Origin of the sequence: Collinsella sp. wc0583 (assembly GCF_046116915.1) — a bacterium.
GTDB lineage: Bacteria > Actinomycetota > Coriobacteriia > Coriobacteriales > Coriobacteriaceae > Collinsella.
The window spans coordinates 1-15,632 of the sequence record NZ_JBJXBN010000007.1; the positions used below are offsets into that span (position 1 = coordinate 1).

Below are 15,632 nucleotides of genomic sequence, written 5' to 3' on the forward strand. Positions count from 1 at the left end.
TTGTCGCAGCCCCGACCCGCGGTCACGAGCGGGGGCTCCTGTCGTTTCCGTGCCCCTGGATTGGGTCATAGTGTCTGTAGGGGATGGGGCCGTCGCCGTTCTCGACATAGCGGGCTATGGCCTTGACAACGGAGTCGCTGATGTAGATGTGGCCGCCCTTCTCGTTGGGTCGATCGTTTCTGGTGGAGAATGCAGCCGAAACCTCGCCTTCCGCAAACGCGTCCACGGTGGAGCCGTTCTTGACGACGATGTCGTCCTGGTAGGTGAAGAGGGCGTTGGCGCCACCGTATCTGCCTTTACTTGCACGGACCGTCACGTTTGCATGATCGAGGGTGATGCCCTTGTGGGCATAGACGCCATATTCAACACCGTTTACGTTGAGGGAGGCATTTGTGGCTGCGAGGCTGCCCTTGGCCTCGACGGCAGCGTCTTTCTCGGAGCTTGCCTCGACCGTCCCGCCACCCTTGATGGTGAGGTTCTTGTCGGCTCCAATACCCTTGTCCTTGGTGGCCCTGGCGGTGACGGCTCCGCTGTCGTCAATCGTGATATTGCCGTTTGCCCTGATGCCATCCGATGCACCCGTGGCGTTGACGTTGCCCGAACCTTTGATAGCGAGATCACCTCCGGCATTGATGCCATCAAGCCCAGTGCTCGTGGCGTTGACGGATCCGGCTCCGTCGATGTTGATATTACCCGTGGAGAGGATAGCGTCCTCAGTAGATGTCACGCTGAGCGTGCCGCCCTCGTCGCCTTGGATATTGAGCTCGGCATTCTCGTTAGTGCCATGAGAAACGTTGATGCTTTCGATCCATTCGGCAGTGACGATGTTGGTTCCCGAGTAATTCACGTTGAGCTTGCCTGCGGCCTGGATCTCGCCGCCGTTATAGTTGTTGAGCTTCAAGTCGTCGGCGCCGTCCCACGACCAGGTACCGGCCTCGTCGCTCGCCGCGGTGTTGTACTTGTTGCCGCCGACCTTGACCCATTCCGCTGCGAGCGAGACGCTCGGCATGAGCAGCGAGCTCACCGTGAGCGCGCACACGGCGCCCGCGACGATGCGGCGCGTCACGCGGCGCCAGCTGCCGTGCGCGAGTCCTATGCGACGGCGAACGTCGGGTTCGGCAACATGGGTTCCGGCGGTAGTGTCATTGCGTTTGGGGGTCGTGAACAAGGCTGCCATGGTTGCTCCCGTTCTCATAGGGCCTATACGACTAGATTCAGCGTATCTGCTGGATGTTGCCGGCGGTAGTGCCGTTTGGAGGGCAAAATGGCCAAAATGGGGGAGAAATAGGCCGCACGCCGGCGCAGGGACCGGCGCTAAAAGAAAAGCGCGGGGCCGCATGGCGACTCCGCGCTTTGGTGTTCTGCTTTGGCAGCTTTGCCGCTACGCTACAAAGAAGTAGACGAGGAAGGCGAGGGCTGCGATCCACATGAGCGGCTTGATCTTGGAGGCCTCGCCCTTAAAGAGTGCGACGATCACGTAGGCGATAAAGCCCAGACCAATGCCGGCAGAGATGGAGTAGGTGAAGGGCACGCCGGCGACAATCATGAACGCCGGGAAACCCTGCGACACGTCGGACCAGTCGATCTCGGAGGCCTCGCTCATCATGAGGTAGCCGACGTAGACCAGAGCACCGCAGGTGGCGGCGCTGGAAACGATGGTGACGATGGGGGAGAAGAACGCGGCGAGAATGAACAACACGCCGGTGGTGACGGAGGTGAGGCCCGTGCGGCCACCGTCGGCAGCGCCAGAGGTGGACTCGACGAAGGTGGTGATGGAGGAGACGCCCATGAAACCGCCCACAGCAGCGGCGGCGGAGTCGACGATCAGGATCTCCTTGATATTCTCGACGTTGCCGTCGTCGGTGAGGAACTCGCCCTGCTTGGCCACGGCCATCGCGGTGCCCATGGTGTCGAAGAAGTCGCTCATGAGCAGCGAGAACGAGATGACGAGGAGCGCGGGGTCGGTAAGGACCTTGACGATGGCAGGCACGCCGCCGGCGTCGGCGATGGGGCCACCGATGCTCGAGAAGTCGAGCGGGGCGATGATACCGGTCGGAGCCTGGGTCACACCTAGGGGGATACCGGCGATGACGGCGACGACGATGCCGATGAGCAGCGAGCCGGGGACGTTGCGGCAGGCGAGGGCGACTGTCACCAGGATGGAGATGATGCCGACGATGAAGGTGGGGGAGGTGATGTCGCCCAGACCGACGAGTGTACCGGCGCCAGCGGTGATAATGCCGGCATCGCACAGGCCAATCATGGCGATGAACAGGCCCAGACCCACCGAGATGGCGTGACGCAGGACAACCGGGATGGCGTCCATGATGGCCTCGCGCAGGCCACAAAGCACGAGCAGCAAGATGACGACGCCCTCAAGGAAGATGACGCTCATGGCCACGTGCCAGTCACCGCCGCAGACGGTGGTGGTGATTCCAGCGATCATCGCGTTGACGCCTAAGCCCGACGCGCAGGCGAGCGGGCGGTTGGCGAAGATGCCCATGCAGATGGTCATGATGCCGGCGCCCAGGCAGGTGGCGCAGGCGAGCGCCCCCGCATCGATGCCGGCGCCCGAGAGCACCGCGGGGTTGACGGCAATGATGTAGGCCATTGCCAGGAACGTTGTCAGTCCAGCGCGAAGTTCGGTCCCGATTGTGGACTTACGCTCGCTGACGTGAAATAGTTCGTCCATGCATACCCTTTCCTTGTTCGGCCCCGAGTTTAGGCCAATTGACACGAACTCACTTACTATATCGCCTTTACAACCTTGCTGTTCCTCACATGTTGATGTTCGGCGCTTTGTAGCGGACGGGCGGTATTTTCCGTATGAAAATGTGTGGGTACCGTATACTTAAGCGGTTACAACGACCCCTATGGAGGAACGTATGATTAAAGAGCTTTGCCACGACGAGGCTATCCTGTCCCAGCGTTGCGAGGTTGCGACCGTCGAGGACGAGTCGGTCGCACAGGACCTGATCGATACCATCAAGTCGCTCGACGATGCCGGCTGCCTTGCCGCTAACCAGATTGGCGTTACCAAGAAGGTTTGCGTCTATCTGGACGACGCCGGCGAGCCCCACGTGCTCTACAACCCCCGTTTGGTGTTTGGCCTGGGCGCCAGCAAGATGGAGGAGAGCTGCCTGACGCACGAGGAGGTCACCAAGTCCACGCGCTATATCAAGTGCAAGGTTGCCTTTGACCAGATTGTCGACGGCAAGATGAAGGAGTGCCGCCGTGACTACGCGGGCTTTGAGGCACAGATGATCCAGCATATGATCGACCACTGCCAAGGTAAACTTGTCTAGGGTGACTACAGCACCGCACTTCGTCTCTTTTGGCCCGGGCATGACATTGTTGTCATGTCCGGGCTTTTGTGTTTAGCGCCTTTTTGTTTGGAGACAATGAACTTAGCAAGAACGTAAAGCTAGGAGGCGCCATGTGTACGAGTATCCGATTTACCGATAATTCTGGTCACATGTATCTGGGCCGCAACCTCGACTGGAGCTTTGACTACGGCCAACAGGTTCGCGTGATGCCGCGCGGGTTTCACATCCCGTATTCGTTTATCGACGACGCGACGGCGGTACACGCGGTGATCGGTATGTGCATCGATTACAAGAACTACCCTATGTTCTTCGATTGCGGCAACGATGCGGGCCTCGCCGTGGCGGGTCTCAATTTCCCGGGTTATGCCGAGTATGCCGAGGGGCCGGTTGATGGAAAGACCAATATCGCGGCCTATGAGTTTCCCCTGTGGGTGGCAGCGACGTTCTCGACGGTCGATGAGGTCGAGGCCGCGCTGCGCGACACGGTGATTGTCGCCAAATCTGCCGGAGAGGGGCTGGGCGTGTCGCTGCTCCATTGGATTATCGGCGACAGCCAGCGCAGCATCGTGGTCGAGATGATGGCTGACGGCCTGCATGTATACGACGATCCGGTCGACACCCTTGCCAACCAGCCGACCTTCCCGTGGCACATGGAAAACCTGCGCACCTATATCACTGCCACAAGCGATTTTCCGCAGACGGCGACATGGCGTGGCGCCGAGCTCAAGCCCTATGGCGCGGGTGCCGGCATGCGCGGTATTCCGGGTGACTGCTATTCACCGAGCCGTTTTGTAAAGGCGGCGTACCTCAATGCCAATTACCCGCAAAAGGAGAGCGAGACCGAAAACGTCGTCCGTATGTTCCGCTCGCTCGAAGGCGTGGTAATGATTGAGGGGGCGTCCAGGATGGGCGATGGCAAGTTCGAGAAGACTATCTACACCGGATGCTTTAGCGCGCGCACGGGCAATTATTACTACGCGATGTATGAGGATCCGTCGATTCGCTACGTGAGCCTGACAGATGCCGAGGGCGCGAGTCCTGATAGGCTCGTGGTTCCCGAGCCGCGTCGTTCGTAGCCGATAGCTTTACTGCAATGCAAAGCGGCCCTGCATCTCTCGCGAGGTGCAGGGCCGCTGTCGTTGATTTGTGACGTCGCTAGAAGTTGACGTCGTTGAGTTGTTCGCTCTCGAGGCCGTCGAGCTGTTGCTGTTCGGGCGTATCGGCGACGCTCTCGAGCAGCTCGGTGGGATCGACGTTCATGTCCCTACCGGCCTCGTTGCCGTTGACCAAGTCGTCCGAGAAGATATCGACTTCCATTTCCTCGGCTTCCTCGATCTGAACTTCGAGCGGCACTTGGGTGCGTACGAGTTTGACTGCCGGACGCATGCGGGCAAAGAGGGGCACGTACTCGATGATGATGGCCGAGTTCTCTAGACCGTACCAGCGTGCCGGGCTTCCGCAGGCGCGGCGGACGGCGTACTTGATGGCCATCACGCGGTGGTCGTTGCGGTTGATGTCCGTTTCGGGGGCGAGCATCTTGCGCAGCATGCAAAAACGGAAGTCGCCCACGTTGCCGCGTGTCTCGTAGATGGAGTAGGTGTGATGCTGCGGCGGCAGCTCACCCGATGCCATCAGGTCGCCAACGATCTGGCGCAGGTAGGCATTGATGCGCTGGTTGACCTTAAAGCCCAGGTCCAGGCGCACGCGGAACAGGAAGTCCGTGCCAAAGGTCTCGACGGAATACTCGTGCGTATAGGGCTCATCGGTAACGTACACGTTGATGAACCAGTATGCCTTGGCGCGCTTGGGATGCTTATCCAAGATGGAATAGAGCACATCGCGGTCGAGCGTGAGCGGGTCGGGGCTGTTGGTGAGGAACACCAGGTTGTCGGCAAGCACGGGATAGGTCTCGTCGTTGCGCAGGCGGTCGAGCTGGTCAATGTACTTGGAGACGGGCAGCAGGATGGTCTGCGTGCGCTCGATGGCGGTGCCGCGGCGCCACACGTACATAAGGCCAAACAGCAGCGCGGCCAAGAAGATCATGACATAGCCGCCGTCAAAGAACATGGTGAGGCACGAGGCAAAGAAGCACAGCTCAATGGCGCCAAAGAGCAGTGCGAAGACGCAGGCACCCAGTTTGTGCTTGAGGATGCCGGCGATGTAGCTCGTCAAAAGCGTCGTGGTCATGAGCATGGTCACGGTGATGGCGAGGCCGTAGGCGCTCTCCATGCGCTCGGAGTTCTGGAACAGCAGCACGATGAAGATACAGCCGACCCACATGATGTTGTTGACGAGCGGAATATAGAGCTGGCCCTTGGTGTCGCTGGGGTAGTGGATGCGCAGGTGCGGCATGAGATTGAGACGGGTTGCCTCGGATACCAGCGAGAACGAGCCGGTGATGAGCGCCTGCGAGGCGATGATGGCCGCTACGGCCGAAAGCACGATGGCAAAGGGGCGCAGGGGCTCGGGAAGCATCATGTAGAACGGGTTGACGATATCCATCGCGAGCATCTGGGGGTTGGAGTTATTGGCGAGCAGCCAAGCTCCCTGACCCAGATAGTTGAGGATAAGGGCCGCCTTAACAAACGGCCAGGATGCATAGATGTTTGCCTTGCCCACGTGGCCCATGTCCGAGTAGAGCGCCTCGGCGCCGGTCGTCGACAGAAAGACGAAGCCGAGCACCATGATGCCCGAGTGGTTGATGGGCGAGAATAGGAACATGATGCCGCGAATGGGGTTGAGCGCGCGCAGGATGGACAGGTTGCCGAGCATGTTGAACAGGCCGGCGCCAGCCAGGAATAGGAACCATAGCGTCATAAGCGGGCCGAACAACTTGCCGATCGACGAGGTGCCGGCGCGCTGCATGGCAAACAGGCCGCAGATAATGATGATGGTGATGATGATGACGTTGGTCTGGCCGTCACCCAAAAGCGCATGGCCCCACTCGATAGTGCGCAAGCCCTCGATGGCCGTGGTAACCGTGACCGCAGGGGTGAGGATGCCGTCGGCGAGCAGCGCCGCGCCGCCGATCATGGCGGGGAGAATCAGCCACGGTGCCACCTTGCGCACCAGGCTAAACAGGGCAAAGATGCCGCCTTCGTTGTGGTTGTCGGCCTTCATGGCGATAACCACGTACTTGACCGTGGTCACGAGCGTCATGGTCCAGATGACGAGCGAAAGCGCGCCCAAGATCATGTCCTCGCTGACGGTGCCGATGCCGCCGTTGTTGGCGACGATTGATTTCATGGTGTACATGGGGCTCGTGCCGATGTCGCCATAGACGACGCCGAGCGTTACGAGCAACATGCCAGCGGAGAGGGGAATGGCTCCGTGCCCGCCTTGACCACGCTGGTCTTGGGGGCTTGCCTCCAGTTCGTTTTGTGCCACGTGGACTCCCTTGGACATCCGGTTATCTATCTAGGACAGATAACCTTTATGCCGTCTTTATACATACAAGAGCAGTTTGGCACATTGGTTAGCTTTAGACAATAATCCCCAGATGGGGATTATTCATATACGCAGGCAGCATTTCAAAGCGGGGGCTATTAAGCACGTGCTGCTTGAGCGATACCGGCTTTGGCGTTTGCGCGTTTGCCGGCGAGTTCGCAAAAGATCGCGCCGCCGATGATAAGCGCGGCGCCCATCAGACGGACCGGTGTTATGGCTTCGCCCAAAAGGACGGCCGAGAACACGACCGCCGAAAGCGGCTCGAGGTAGCCGACGACCGCGACGGTCTGGACGGGCAGCTTGGCGACAGCGCTAAAGTAGAGCAGGCAACCGATGCCGGTGTTGACGACGCCGAGCATGACGACGGCGCGCCAATCAATATTGGCGGCGACGCCGGCGGACAGGAATGAGGGGGCGCCCTGCGTGATGAGCGTGAGGACCAGCGCGGTCACAAAGGCTGCGCTCACCTGGAGCGCGGAGTTCTCAAGGCCTTCGATGTGTGGCGCACCCTTGCTGGCGATGACCATCAGCGCATAGCAAAATGCCGAGGCGATTCCGCAGGCGATACCAGCAATGGGCATATTGCCGCCTAGACCTTGCGCTGCAATGAGAAAAGCACCGCAAGCGACGGCGATAAAGCCGGCGATTTTGCCGCCGGTCAGCTTTTCGCCAAAGATGAGCGGGGAGAGCGCCATGACAATGATGGGGCCGCAGTAGTACAGCAGCGAGGATACGCCGACGCCGATCGTCTGGTAGGCGCGGAACAGAAAAATCCAGCTGGCGCCCAGCGCGGCTCCCGAGAGGAGGAGGGCTACGGCTTCGCGGGGGCGAGATGGCGCCTGCAGCTTATGGCGTTGGGTGATGACGAGGATGGTGACAAGCGAGAGTGCGCCCAAAAACGTGCGTAGTAGCACGATATCGGAGCTCGGCAGCGCGATGGCAGCGGCGATGATGCCGTTGGAGCCAAACAATAGCAATGCTGCTAAGTACGTAAGCAGTCCGTTGTTCATGCGCTGACATCCCCTCTATATCCGTGCATGTTCACTATGGGTGAACTGGCTATAGAAGAAAAGCGAATATAATGCATAGATAACATGACAAAAGCTCATGCATGGGTGGAGGGGTGCCGTGGAAACGAATGTTCAAAAGATGCAGGTGCTGCTGGAGACCGTGCGCGCCGGAAGCTTTACGCGCGCCGCCGAGCGGCTGAGCTATTCGCAGTCGGGCGTGAGCCGTATGGTGGCCGATCTTGAGGCCGACTGGGGCTTTAAAGTTCTCGATAGAAGCCGCGAGGGCGTAGTACTTTCTGCCGACGGGCGGCAAGTTATGCCGGCGGTCGAGGCGCTCTGTGAGGAATTCACTCGCTTGCAGCGACGGGTGGATGAGATGCGTGGGCTCATGCGCGGCAAAATCTGCATCGGTACGTTTTCGAGTGTGGCGACCCACGTGCTGCCGCCGGTGATTGCGCACTTTCGCGCCGATCACCCGGACGTCGATTACGAGTTGCTGATGGGTGATTACTCCGAGATTGAGCAATGGGTGGCGGAAGGCCGCTGCGACCTGGGCTTTATTCCGCGCGAACCACGCGGCGCCGGCATAGCGTCGCGGCCGTTGGTGCAAGACGAGCTGATGGCCGTGGTGCCAGCGGACTCCTCGCTTGCCACCGCGGAGGTCGTTTCCCTTGCCGATTTGGCCAACGAGCAGTTTATTCTGCTGGAACGCGGCACCGATGACGAGATTACGCCGCTGTTTCGTCGCGCGGGCCTGACGGTGCGTTCTAAGCTGTCGACCTGGGATGACTATGCGATTATGGCTATGGTCGAGGACGGCCTGGGCGTGAGCATTCTTCCGGCGCTCATCTTGCGCCGCTGCCAGTTCGATGTTGCCGTGCGCCCACTCGAGGGACATCCTCATCGGCAGATCAATGCGATATATCGCACGGCTGACGTTTCGCTTGCGGCGGCTCGTCTCCTTGAATATCTCTAAAGGCGCGTACCTGTTGTCCACTTTGGGACAATCCTCGGGGTTCGGTACATTTTCTTATGAAATTGAACTTTGGAATGAGGTGCCGCGTTATACTGCTGCCTAAATTGAACTCTGGTTCAATTCGTGTTCTATAAATTGAACTTTGCCAGCAAGGAGGTTCTAGTGGCCCAAGAGACGTTTAGCGATCGCCTGCGACAGACTATGTCCGATCGCGACGTTCGCCAGTCGGACGTAATCCGCGCATCGGAGATGCTCGGCAAAAAACTCGGCAAGAGTCAGATGAGCCAATATGTGAGCGGCAAGACGATTCCGCGGCGCGATGTGGCAGAGCTGCTCGCCCGCATTTTGGAGGTCGATGTTACCTGGCTGCTTGCCGGTGACGCCGATCAAGGCGAGGCATCATCGCCCCGTAACGTTTCCAAGCCCGAACCCCATCCCTCAGCTCAAATTCCAAGGAGCACCACCATGCGTACTTTTTCTAAATCCACCAAGCTCGATAATGTCCTGTATGACGTGCGCGGTCCCGTCGTCGACGAGGCTGCCCGCATGGAGGACGAGGGCGAGCGCATCCTCAAGCTCAATATCGGCAACCCGGCGCCCTTCGGTTTCCGCACGCCCGACGAGGTCATCAAGGACATGCGCCAGCAGCTGCCCGACTGCGAAGGCTATTCCAACTCGCGTGGCCTGTTCTCCGCGCGCAAGGCAATCATGCAGTACTCGCAGATCAAAGGCCTGCCCAACGTTCAGATGGAGCACATCTACACGGGCAACGGCGTGTCCGAGCTCATTCAACTTTCGATGAACGCGCTGCTCGACAACGGCGATGAGATCCTGATCCCCAGCCCCGACTACCCGCTCTGGACGGCGTGCGCGACCCTTGCCGGCGGCCATCCTGTGCACTACCTGTGCGACGAGCAGGCCGATTGGTATCCCGATCTGCAGGATATGGAGTCCAAGATCACGAGCGCGACCAAGGCCCTCGTCATCATCAACCCCAACAACCCCACGGGCTCCGTTTACCCGCGTGAGGTGCTCGAGGGCATCGTTGAGGTTGCGCGCAGGCACCAGCTCATGATTTTTGCAGACGAGATCTACGACCGCCTGTGCATGGACGGCTATGAGCACGTCTCGATTGCCTCGCTCGCTCCCGATCTGCCCTGTGTCACCTTTAGCGGCCTTTCCAAGTCGCACATGATCGCGGGCTATCGCATTGGCTGGATGGTGCTTTCGGGCAACCAGCGCTGCATGAGCGACTTCATCATGGGCATCAACATGCTCTCCAACATGCGCCTGTGCTCCAACGTGCCGGCCCAGTCAATCGTCCAGACGGCGCTCGGCGGCCATCAGTCGGTCAACGACTATATCCGTCCCGGCGGTCGTGTCTACGAGCAGCGCAACTTTGTGTATGAGGCGCTCAACAAGATCGACGGCATCTCGGTGGTCAAGCCGCGCGCGGCGTTCTACATCTTCCCCAAGATGGATGTTAAGAAGTTCAACATCACCGATGACGAGCAGTTCGCTCTCGACCTGCTGCACGAGAAGAAGATCCTGATCACGCGCGGCGGCGGCTTTAACTGGGCCGAGCCTGATCACTTCCGCATCGTGTACCTGCCGCGCATGGAAGTGCTTAAAGAGTCGCTCGAAGACCTCGCCGACTTCTTCGATCATTACCGCCAGAGCTAGTGGGATAGAAGCTCCGCACTATGAAAAGCTCCCTGCAGTTGTTTTGCTGCAGGGAGCTTTCTTGAATCGGCGGAACTATATAACAATTCCGTTGCAGTGGTCGATTTCGTGTTGGATGATCTCGGCGGTGTAGCCCGAGAAGTTTTTGATGCGGTGGATAAAGTTCTCGTCCAAATACTCAACCTTAATGCGGCGATAGCGGGTACAGGGACGCTCGCCGATTAGCGAGAGGCATCCTTCGCTTGTCTGATAGGCATTGACCTGCTCAAGAATTTGAGGGTTGTACATCAGGAGCGTCTTGTTGCCGTCTTTTACGCAGATGATGCGTTTGCGCACGCCGATCATGTTGGCGGCGAGACCGACACACTCGTGCTCGTGTTCGTGAAGCGTGTCCAAAAGGTCCTGTCCGGTAGCGGCGTCTTCGGGGTCGGCATCCTCGGAGGGCAGGCGTAAAAAGAACTCGGACTTCATGATGGGTTTGATCATGGCGGGCTCCTCATGTCTTATGCTTTCGTGGACTTTTAATAATAGCGCGGAAGGAAAGCTGCGCGTCCGCGTTACAATCTTTCGACGTTGGACCATGTTGCCAGATTCGTCGTGTACGGCGTCTGGTGTAAGTCTAGGGCTCATTTTCGCCCTGGACTGTTCCTCTGGGGCGATGCGATTGTCGTTCTAAGAGGAAGGAATTTCATGGGGACCAAATCCCAAAAGCAAACTCAATCACCGTCGACAGCCTCGGCGATTCTCGTCGTAATGTATGTTGCAGCCTTTGTTGCCGCGTTTAACGAGAACATCATTAACGTGGCGCTGCACGACATTATGGCGGCCTTTTCGGTGAGTGCCACCACGGCGCAGTGGCTCGTTTCGGGCTACATGATCGTGACGTCGATCTTTACGGCTATCATGGCCTTCCTGTCCGGTCGTTTCTCGACGCGCAAGCTGCTGTTTTTCGCATGCGGATGCATGGTCGCCGGCGAAGTCCTGTGCCTGGTCGCTCCGTCGTTTAGCGTTTTGCTGCCAAGCCGTATTTTGCAGGCTGCGGGATCGGGCATCTTGTTTCCGCTCATGATGAATGTGGTGCTGTCTTGTGCCCCGCGCGAGAAGCTCGGTCTGTATCTGAGCCTGGGCGGTGCCTGCATTACGCTGGGGCCGGCGTTTGGACCCGTGATCAGCGGTCTAATGTGCACGTTGTTTGGCTGGAGGGCGGTGTTCGTAGTGCCGCTGGTGGGCGGCATTGTGGTCGCTGCGGCGGGCGTAAAGCATGTTCAGAATGTCGGAGAGCGCTCGAACACCACGCTTGATATTCTGTCGGTTGTTTTGCTCGCTGCCGGTATAACAGCATTTGTGTATTCCGTAGGCGAGTTCTCGACCAATCTGGTTGGCGGTACCGTGACGCTCTTAGCCGCCATTGTGCTGCTCGGCCTGTTTGCGGCCCGTCAGCTCAAGCTTGAGCATCCGGTGCTTAACGTGCGTCCCATGGCGAGTGTTCGTTTTTGGCCTGCGTGCTTGCTTGTGGTGGTATCGATGATGACGACGTTCTCGATGAGCGTTTTGTTGCCGCTCTATTTTGAGGGCGCATACGGCATGACCGCACTTGTTGCGGGCTTGCTCATTTTGCCAGCAATTGCCTGCAACGCCGTGACCTCGATTGTGGGCGGACGCGTGATGGACGCCCGTGGCGCATGGCCGCTGCTGCCGGTCGGCTTTGCCCTGATTGCCGTGGGGCAGACTGCCATCTCGGTGACGGCGGTAAGCATGAACATCGGCGTCGTCGTGGCGCTGACCGTTGTGGTGTATGCCGGAGTCGGTTTGGTGCTGAGCCCCTCGCAAACGGCCGGCTTGGAGACGCTGCCTGGCGCTGAGCATCCTCACGGAACGGCATTGCTCAACACGTGGAACATGATTGCCGCATCGTTTGGCCCGTCGCTGTTTATCGGCCTGCTCTCGAGTTCTGCGGCGACTGCCGGCGCCGCTGGCGTTGCGACCGACGTTGCCCAGGCGATTGGATTTGCGGCGGCCGTGCGTGTGGCGGCTGTAATTGCCGTGGTCGGGTTCGTGGCGTCGCTGGTGTACGCTCGTCGCGAGTCGCACATGTCGCATTAATGTGTGCACATAGATTCTGCAGCTAGATTAGCGGGCGACACCATAAACTAATGGACGTTTTGCCGAGAGGCATGAATGTTTAAAGCGCAAAGAGTGCGCGACGGGCCCCGCGAATGGGGCGATGATGCCCGAGAGGGCCAAGAAGGAGTCTCATGTCTGAGAACGAAGAGATCATGAACGAGACCGAGAACGAGACCATGGCTGCCGAGGTTGAGGCAGTCGAGACCGTGGAGACCGAAGCTGCCGAGGTTGAGGCTGCTGACGAGGTTTCCGCCGAGGAGGAGGCCGAGGTTGTCGAGGCCGCCGTTGATTACGATGACGAAGAGCTGATGGACAAGATGCAGAAGGCCGCCCGCCTGCTGCGTAGCCGTCGCTTTGCTATTTCCAAGGAGGAGGAGGCCAAGGCCGAGCGCATGGCGAACATCGAGCGCGCCATCAAGCTCCTTGACCTCAAGCCCAAGATGGAGCAGAAGGAAATGTCCGACCTGCTGGGCATGCGCCTCCGTGAGCTCGATGGCCTGATGGCCGAGGCCGAGGCTGCCGACCTGGTCGGCCGCATCGACGACGCTGAGGGCGATATGCGCAAGATCGTCGTCTTCGCTGCCGAGGATGCCGCTGAGGGCCTGGTCGAGCTTGCCAACAAGAAGGAGAAGCTCCTGCCCGAGCTTTCTTACGAGGAGGCCACCGAGCTGATGGCTGCTCTCGATAAGGTTATCGCTCCGCTCGTCGCCATGGGCCTGGACGAGGACCGCGGTCCTCGCGGCGGCCGTGACGATCGCGGTGGCCGTGGCGGCGACCGTGGCGGTCGCGGCGGCTTTGGCGATCGCGGTGGCCGTGGCGGCGACCGTGGCGGTCGCGGTGGCGATCGCGGTGGCCGTGGCGGCTTTGGTGACCGTGGCGGCGACCGTGGCGGTCGCGGCGGCTTTGGCGGCAACCGTGGCGGCTATGGCGACCGCGGTGGCAACCGTGGCGGTTTTGGCGGCAACCGTGGTAACGACCGCGGCGGTCGCGGCGGCGACCGTGGCGGCCGCAACGGTGGCGGCTTCCGCGGCAATCGTTTTTAGTTGGGTTACGCGGTTTTACCAAACCGCGTAACTAGTTGACGCTGCGCGCCCACCAGAGCGACAACTTGTCATTCAAAGAGGACGGCATGACCAGAAGGTCTATGCCGTCCTCTTTTCATGCCAATTTGTTCGCTCTGGCGGGCGCTCGCTGGCGTTGCCAAAACATCGGCGTTCCCATAGTCCAAACCTGCCAAAAAGGGACAGGTTTATTTTGGTCGGTTTTATCTGGGTAAACGTGGTTGTCTATCGCAATGTAGTCGTTGGGGACGTTCTTATTTGACTAGTCGTTTAAGAACGTCCCCAACGACTACATAGCATGAGAGTGGATAATCTCCCGGTTTGAGCCTGCATTCAAGCTCAAAGTGGGAGATTATCCACTCTCATTTGTTGTTTGTCCGAAAATCCACGCTCGTTTCTGCTTCGCCTACATTTGGAGGAAGAGCTCGTGGAGGCGGGTGTCTTTATCGAGTTCGGGGTGGAAGGTGACGCCGAGCTGGTTGCCCTGACGGGCGGCGACGATGCGCCCGTCGACTTTCGCTAAGGCCTTGGCGTCGCCGTGCACCTCGACGATGCGGGGCGCACGGATAAATGTTAATGGCACTTCACCGTCGATGCCGTCTACCTGCCCCTTGGTGTGAAAGCTGCCGAGCTGTCTGCCATAGGCATTACGCTCAACGAGTACATCCATGGTTGCCAGGCGCGGCGTCCCCTTATCGTCGTGGGCGGCAAGGTCGCGCGCCAGCAGAATCAAGCCGGCGCAAGTTCCCAATACAGGCATGCCTTCAACAATGCGGGTGCGAAGCCCCTCGAGCATACCGAGCTCGGCAAGTAGCTTGCCCTGAACGGTGGACTCGCCGCCGGGGAGGACCAGGCGGTCAAAGTTCTGCTGCAAATCGGCCGCCTGCCTCAGCTCAATACAGTGTACGCCCAGCTGGGATAGTCTTGCCTCGTGCTCGGCAAAAGCGCCTTGGACCGCCAGCACGGCGACCGTCTGGTCTACATAATCGCTCATATGCGACCCTTTCTGCCGGACTAGCGCCCGCGCTCCTCCATGATAATCTCGATCTCGTCGGCGTTGATGCCCACCATGGCCTCGCCCAGGTCCTCCGAAAGCTCGGCAATGAGCTTGGCGTCGGTGAAGTTTGCCACAGCCTTAACGATGGCGGCGGCGCGCTTGGCGGGGTCGCCACTCTTAAAGATGCCCGAGCCGACAAAGACGCCCTCGGCGCCCAGCTGCATCATCAGCGCGGCGTCGGCGGGGGTCGCTACGCCGCCGGCGGCAAAGTTCACGACGGGAAGCTTGCCCGTGGCATGGACCTCGCGGACCAGCTCGACCGGAACCTGCAGTTGCTTGGCTGCCTCAAAGAGCTCGTCGTCGCGCAGGGCAACAACGTCACGGATCTGCTTTTGGATCTTGCGCATGTGGCGCACGGCCTGGACCACGTCGCCCGTGCCCGGCTCACCCTTGGTGCGGATCATCGTGGCGCCCTCGGCAACACGGCGCAGCGCCTCGCCCAGATCACGGGCGCCGCAGACAAACGGGACGTCAAACTGGGTCTTGTCGATGTGGTAGACATCGTCGGCGGGGGAGAGAACCTCGGACTCATCGATGTAGTCGATCTCGATGGCCTGAAGGACCTGCGCCTCGACAATGTGGCCGATGCGGCACTTGGCCATAACGGGGATGGAAACGGCCTCTTGAATGCCCTTGATCATCTTGGGGTCGCTCATGCGCGAGACGCCGCCTGCGGCACGGATGTCGGCCGGGATGCGCTCGAGTGCCATGACGGCGCAGGCGCCCGCTTCCTCGGCGATGCGTGCCTGCTCGGGCGTGGTGACGTCCATGATGACGCCGCCCTTGAGCATCTGCGCGAGCTCGCGATTGAGTTTGACGCGATCGGCCTTGCTGGTCTGTTCTACCATGGTTGCTCCCTTGGTTGGCATGTGCATTGCTTGACGGAACATCCTATCGGGGAGCTGGGTATGGCGAAATACTCAGTTTTCGAGATAATTACAAGGTCAG

The 15,632-nt window shown here is 59.6% G+C and carries 13 protein-coding genes; 6 read left to right on the forward strand and 7 right to left on the reverse strand.

Annotated elements, in window-relative coordinates:
- Positions 1-22 precede the first annotated feature (22 nt).
- Both ACKUUJ_RS07085 and ACKUUJ_RS07090 read right to left on the reverse strand, forming a co-directional pair.
- On the reverse strand, positions 23-1,177 hold the full coding sequence (locus ACKUUJ_RS07085) for a hypothetical protein (RefSeq protein WP_409065141.1): 1,155 nt from the start codon (positions 1,175-1,177) through the stop codon (positions 23-25).
- Positions 1,178-1,381: 204 nt separating this feature from the next.
- Entirely contained in the window at positions 1,382-2,692 is a 1,311-nt protein-coding gene (locus tag ACKUUJ_RS07090; protein ID WP_138375321.1) for an NCS2 family permease, read from the reverse strand.
- A gap of 193 nt (positions 2,693-2,885) precedes the next feature.
- Between ACKUUJ_RS07090 and ACKUUJ_RS07095 the strand changes: the two genes are divergently transcribed.
- On the forward strand, positions 2,886-3,305 hold the full coding sequence (locus ACKUUJ_RS07095; RefSeq protein ID WP_022094377.1) for a peptide deformylase: 420 nt from the start codon (positions 2,886-2,888) through the stop codon (positions 3,303-3,305).
- Positions 3,306-3,436: 131 nt separating this feature from the next.
- Positions 3,437-4,402 (forward strand): choloylglycine hydrolase, encoded by a 966-nt coding sequence (bsh, locus tag ACKUUJ_RS07100; protein WP_409064112.1) that lies wholly within the window; start codon positions 3,437-3,439, stop codon positions 4,400-4,402.
- A 79-nt stretch (positions 4,403-4,481) separates the two neighbouring features.
- Here the strand turns inward: bsh and ACKUUJ_RS07105 are convergent, their stop codons facing one another.
- On the reverse strand, positions 4,482-6,731 hold the full coding sequence (locus ACKUUJ_RS07105) for a KUP/HAK/KT family potassium transporter (RefSeq protein WP_409065142.1): 2,250 nt from the start codon (positions 6,729-6,731) through the stop codon (positions 4,482-4,484).
- Between the two features lie 140 nt (positions 6,732-6,871).
- On the reverse strand, positions 6,872-7,783 hold the full coding sequence (locus tag ACKUUJ_RS07110; RefSeq protein WP_409064114.1) for a DMT family transporter: 912 nt from the start codon (positions 7,781-7,783) through the stop codon (positions 6,872-6,874).
- A gap of 118 nt (positions 7,784-7,901) precedes the next feature.
- Here ACKUUJ_RS07110 and ACKUUJ_RS07115 point away from each other — a divergent pair, with 118 nt between their 5' ends.
- Complete coding sequence (locus tag ACKUUJ_RS07115) at positions 7,902-8,759, forward strand: LysR family transcriptional regulator (protein WP_233509009.1); 858 nt, start codon at positions 7,902-7,904, stop codon at positions 8,757-8,759.
- 201 nt (positions 8,760-8,960) lie between these two features.
- Complete coding sequence (locus tag ACKUUJ_RS07120; protein WP_117716532.1) at positions 8,961-10,442, forward strand: aminotransferase class I/II-fold pyridoxal phosphate-dependent enzyme; 1,482 nt, start codon at positions 8,961-8,963, stop codon at positions 10,440-10,442.
- A gap of 75 nt (positions 10,443-10,517) precedes the next feature.
- On the opposite strand, the gene ACKUUJ_RS07125 is transcribed toward ACKUUJ_RS07120, so the two are convergent.
- Positions 10,518-10,928, reverse strand: coding sequence for a peptide deformylase (locus ACKUUJ_RS07125; protein WP_250786976.1), 411 nt, complete (start codon positions 10,926-10,928; stop codon positions 10,518-10,520).
- Positions 10,929-11,132: 204 nt separating this feature from the next.
- Here ACKUUJ_RS07125 and ACKUUJ_RS07130 point away from each other — a divergent pair, with 204 nt between their 5' ends.
- Positions 11,133-12,545 (forward strand): MFS transporter, encoded by a 1,413-nt coding sequence (locus ACKUUJ_RS07130; RefSeq protein WP_409065143.1) that lies wholly within the window; start codon positions 11,133-11,135, stop codon positions 12,543-12,545.
- 152 nt (positions 12,546-12,697) lie between these two features.
- Positions 12,698-13,609, forward strand: coding sequence for a hypothetical protein (locus ACKUUJ_RS07135; protein WP_035137032.1), 912 nt, complete (start codon positions 12,698-12,700; stop codon positions 13,607-13,609).
- Between the two features lie 424 nt (positions 13,610-14,033).
- Here the strand turns inward: ACKUUJ_RS07135 and pdxT are convergent, their stop codons facing one another.
- Complete coding sequence (gene pdxT / locus ACKUUJ_RS07140) at positions 14,034-14,621, reverse strand: pyridoxal 5'-phosphate synthase glutaminase subunit PdxT (protein WP_409065144.1); 588 nt, start codon at positions 14,619-14,621, stop codon at positions 14,034-14,036.
- A 20-nt stretch (positions 14,622-14,641) separates the two neighbouring features.
- Positions 14,642-15,532 carry a pyridoxal 5'-phosphate synthase lyase subunit PdxS gene (pdxS, locus tag ACKUUJ_RS07145; RefSeq protein WP_409065145.1) on the reverse strand — a complete coding sequence of 297 codons (891 nt, stop codon included), beginning with the start codon at positions 15,530-15,532 and terminating at the stop codon, positions 14,642-14,644.
- Positions 15,533-15,632: the final 100 nt, after the last annotated feature.

Coding starts and splice junctions, on each gene's coding strand:
- bsh (WP_409064112.1), top strand. CDS start 3,437: ATGTGTACGAGTATCCGATTTACCGATAATTCTGGTCACATGTATCTG.
- ACKUUJ_RS07105 (WP_409065142.1), bottom strand. CDS start 6,731: ATGTCCAAGGGAGTCCACGTGGCACAAAACGAACTGGAGGCAAGCCCC.
- ACKUUJ_RS07110 (WP_409064114.1), bottom strand. CDS start 7,783: ATGAACAACGGACTGCTTACGTACTTAGCAGCATTGCTATTGTTTGGC.
- ACKUUJ_RS07090 (WP_138375321.1), bottom strand. CDS start 2,692: ATGGACGAACTATTTCACGTCAGCGAGCGTAAGTCCACAATCGGGACC.
- ACKUUJ_RS07125 (WP_250786976.1), bottom strand. CDS start 10,928: ATGATCAAACCCATCATGAAGTCCGAGTTCTTTTTACGCCTGCCCTCC.
- pdxT (WP_409065144.1), bottom strand. CDS start 14,621: ATGAGCGATTATGTAGACCAGACGGTCGCCGTGCTGGCGGTCCAAGGC.
- ACKUUJ_RS07095 (WP_022094377.1), top strand. CDS start 2,886: ATGATTAAAGAGCTTTGCCACGACGAGGCTATCCTGTCCCAGCGTTGC.
- ACKUUJ_RS07120 (WP_117716532.1), top strand. CDS start 8,961: ATGTCCGATCGCGACGTTCGCCAGTCGGACGTAATCCGCGCATCGGAG.
- ACKUUJ_RS07135 (WP_035137032.1), top strand. CDS start 12,698: ATGTCTGAGAACGAAGAGATCATGAACGAGACCGAGAACGAGACCATG.
- ACKUUJ_RS07085 (WP_409065141.1), bottom strand. CDS start 1,177: ATGGCAGCCTTGTTCACGACCCCCAAACGCAATGACACTACCGCCGGA.
- pdxS (WP_409065145.1), bottom strand. CDS start 15,532: ATGGTAGAACAGACCAGCAAGGCCGATCGCGTCAAACTCAATCGCGAG.
- ACKUUJ_RS07130 (WP_409065143.1), top strand. CDS start 11,133: ATGGGGACCAAATCCCAAAAGCAAACTCAATCACCGTCGACAGCCTCG.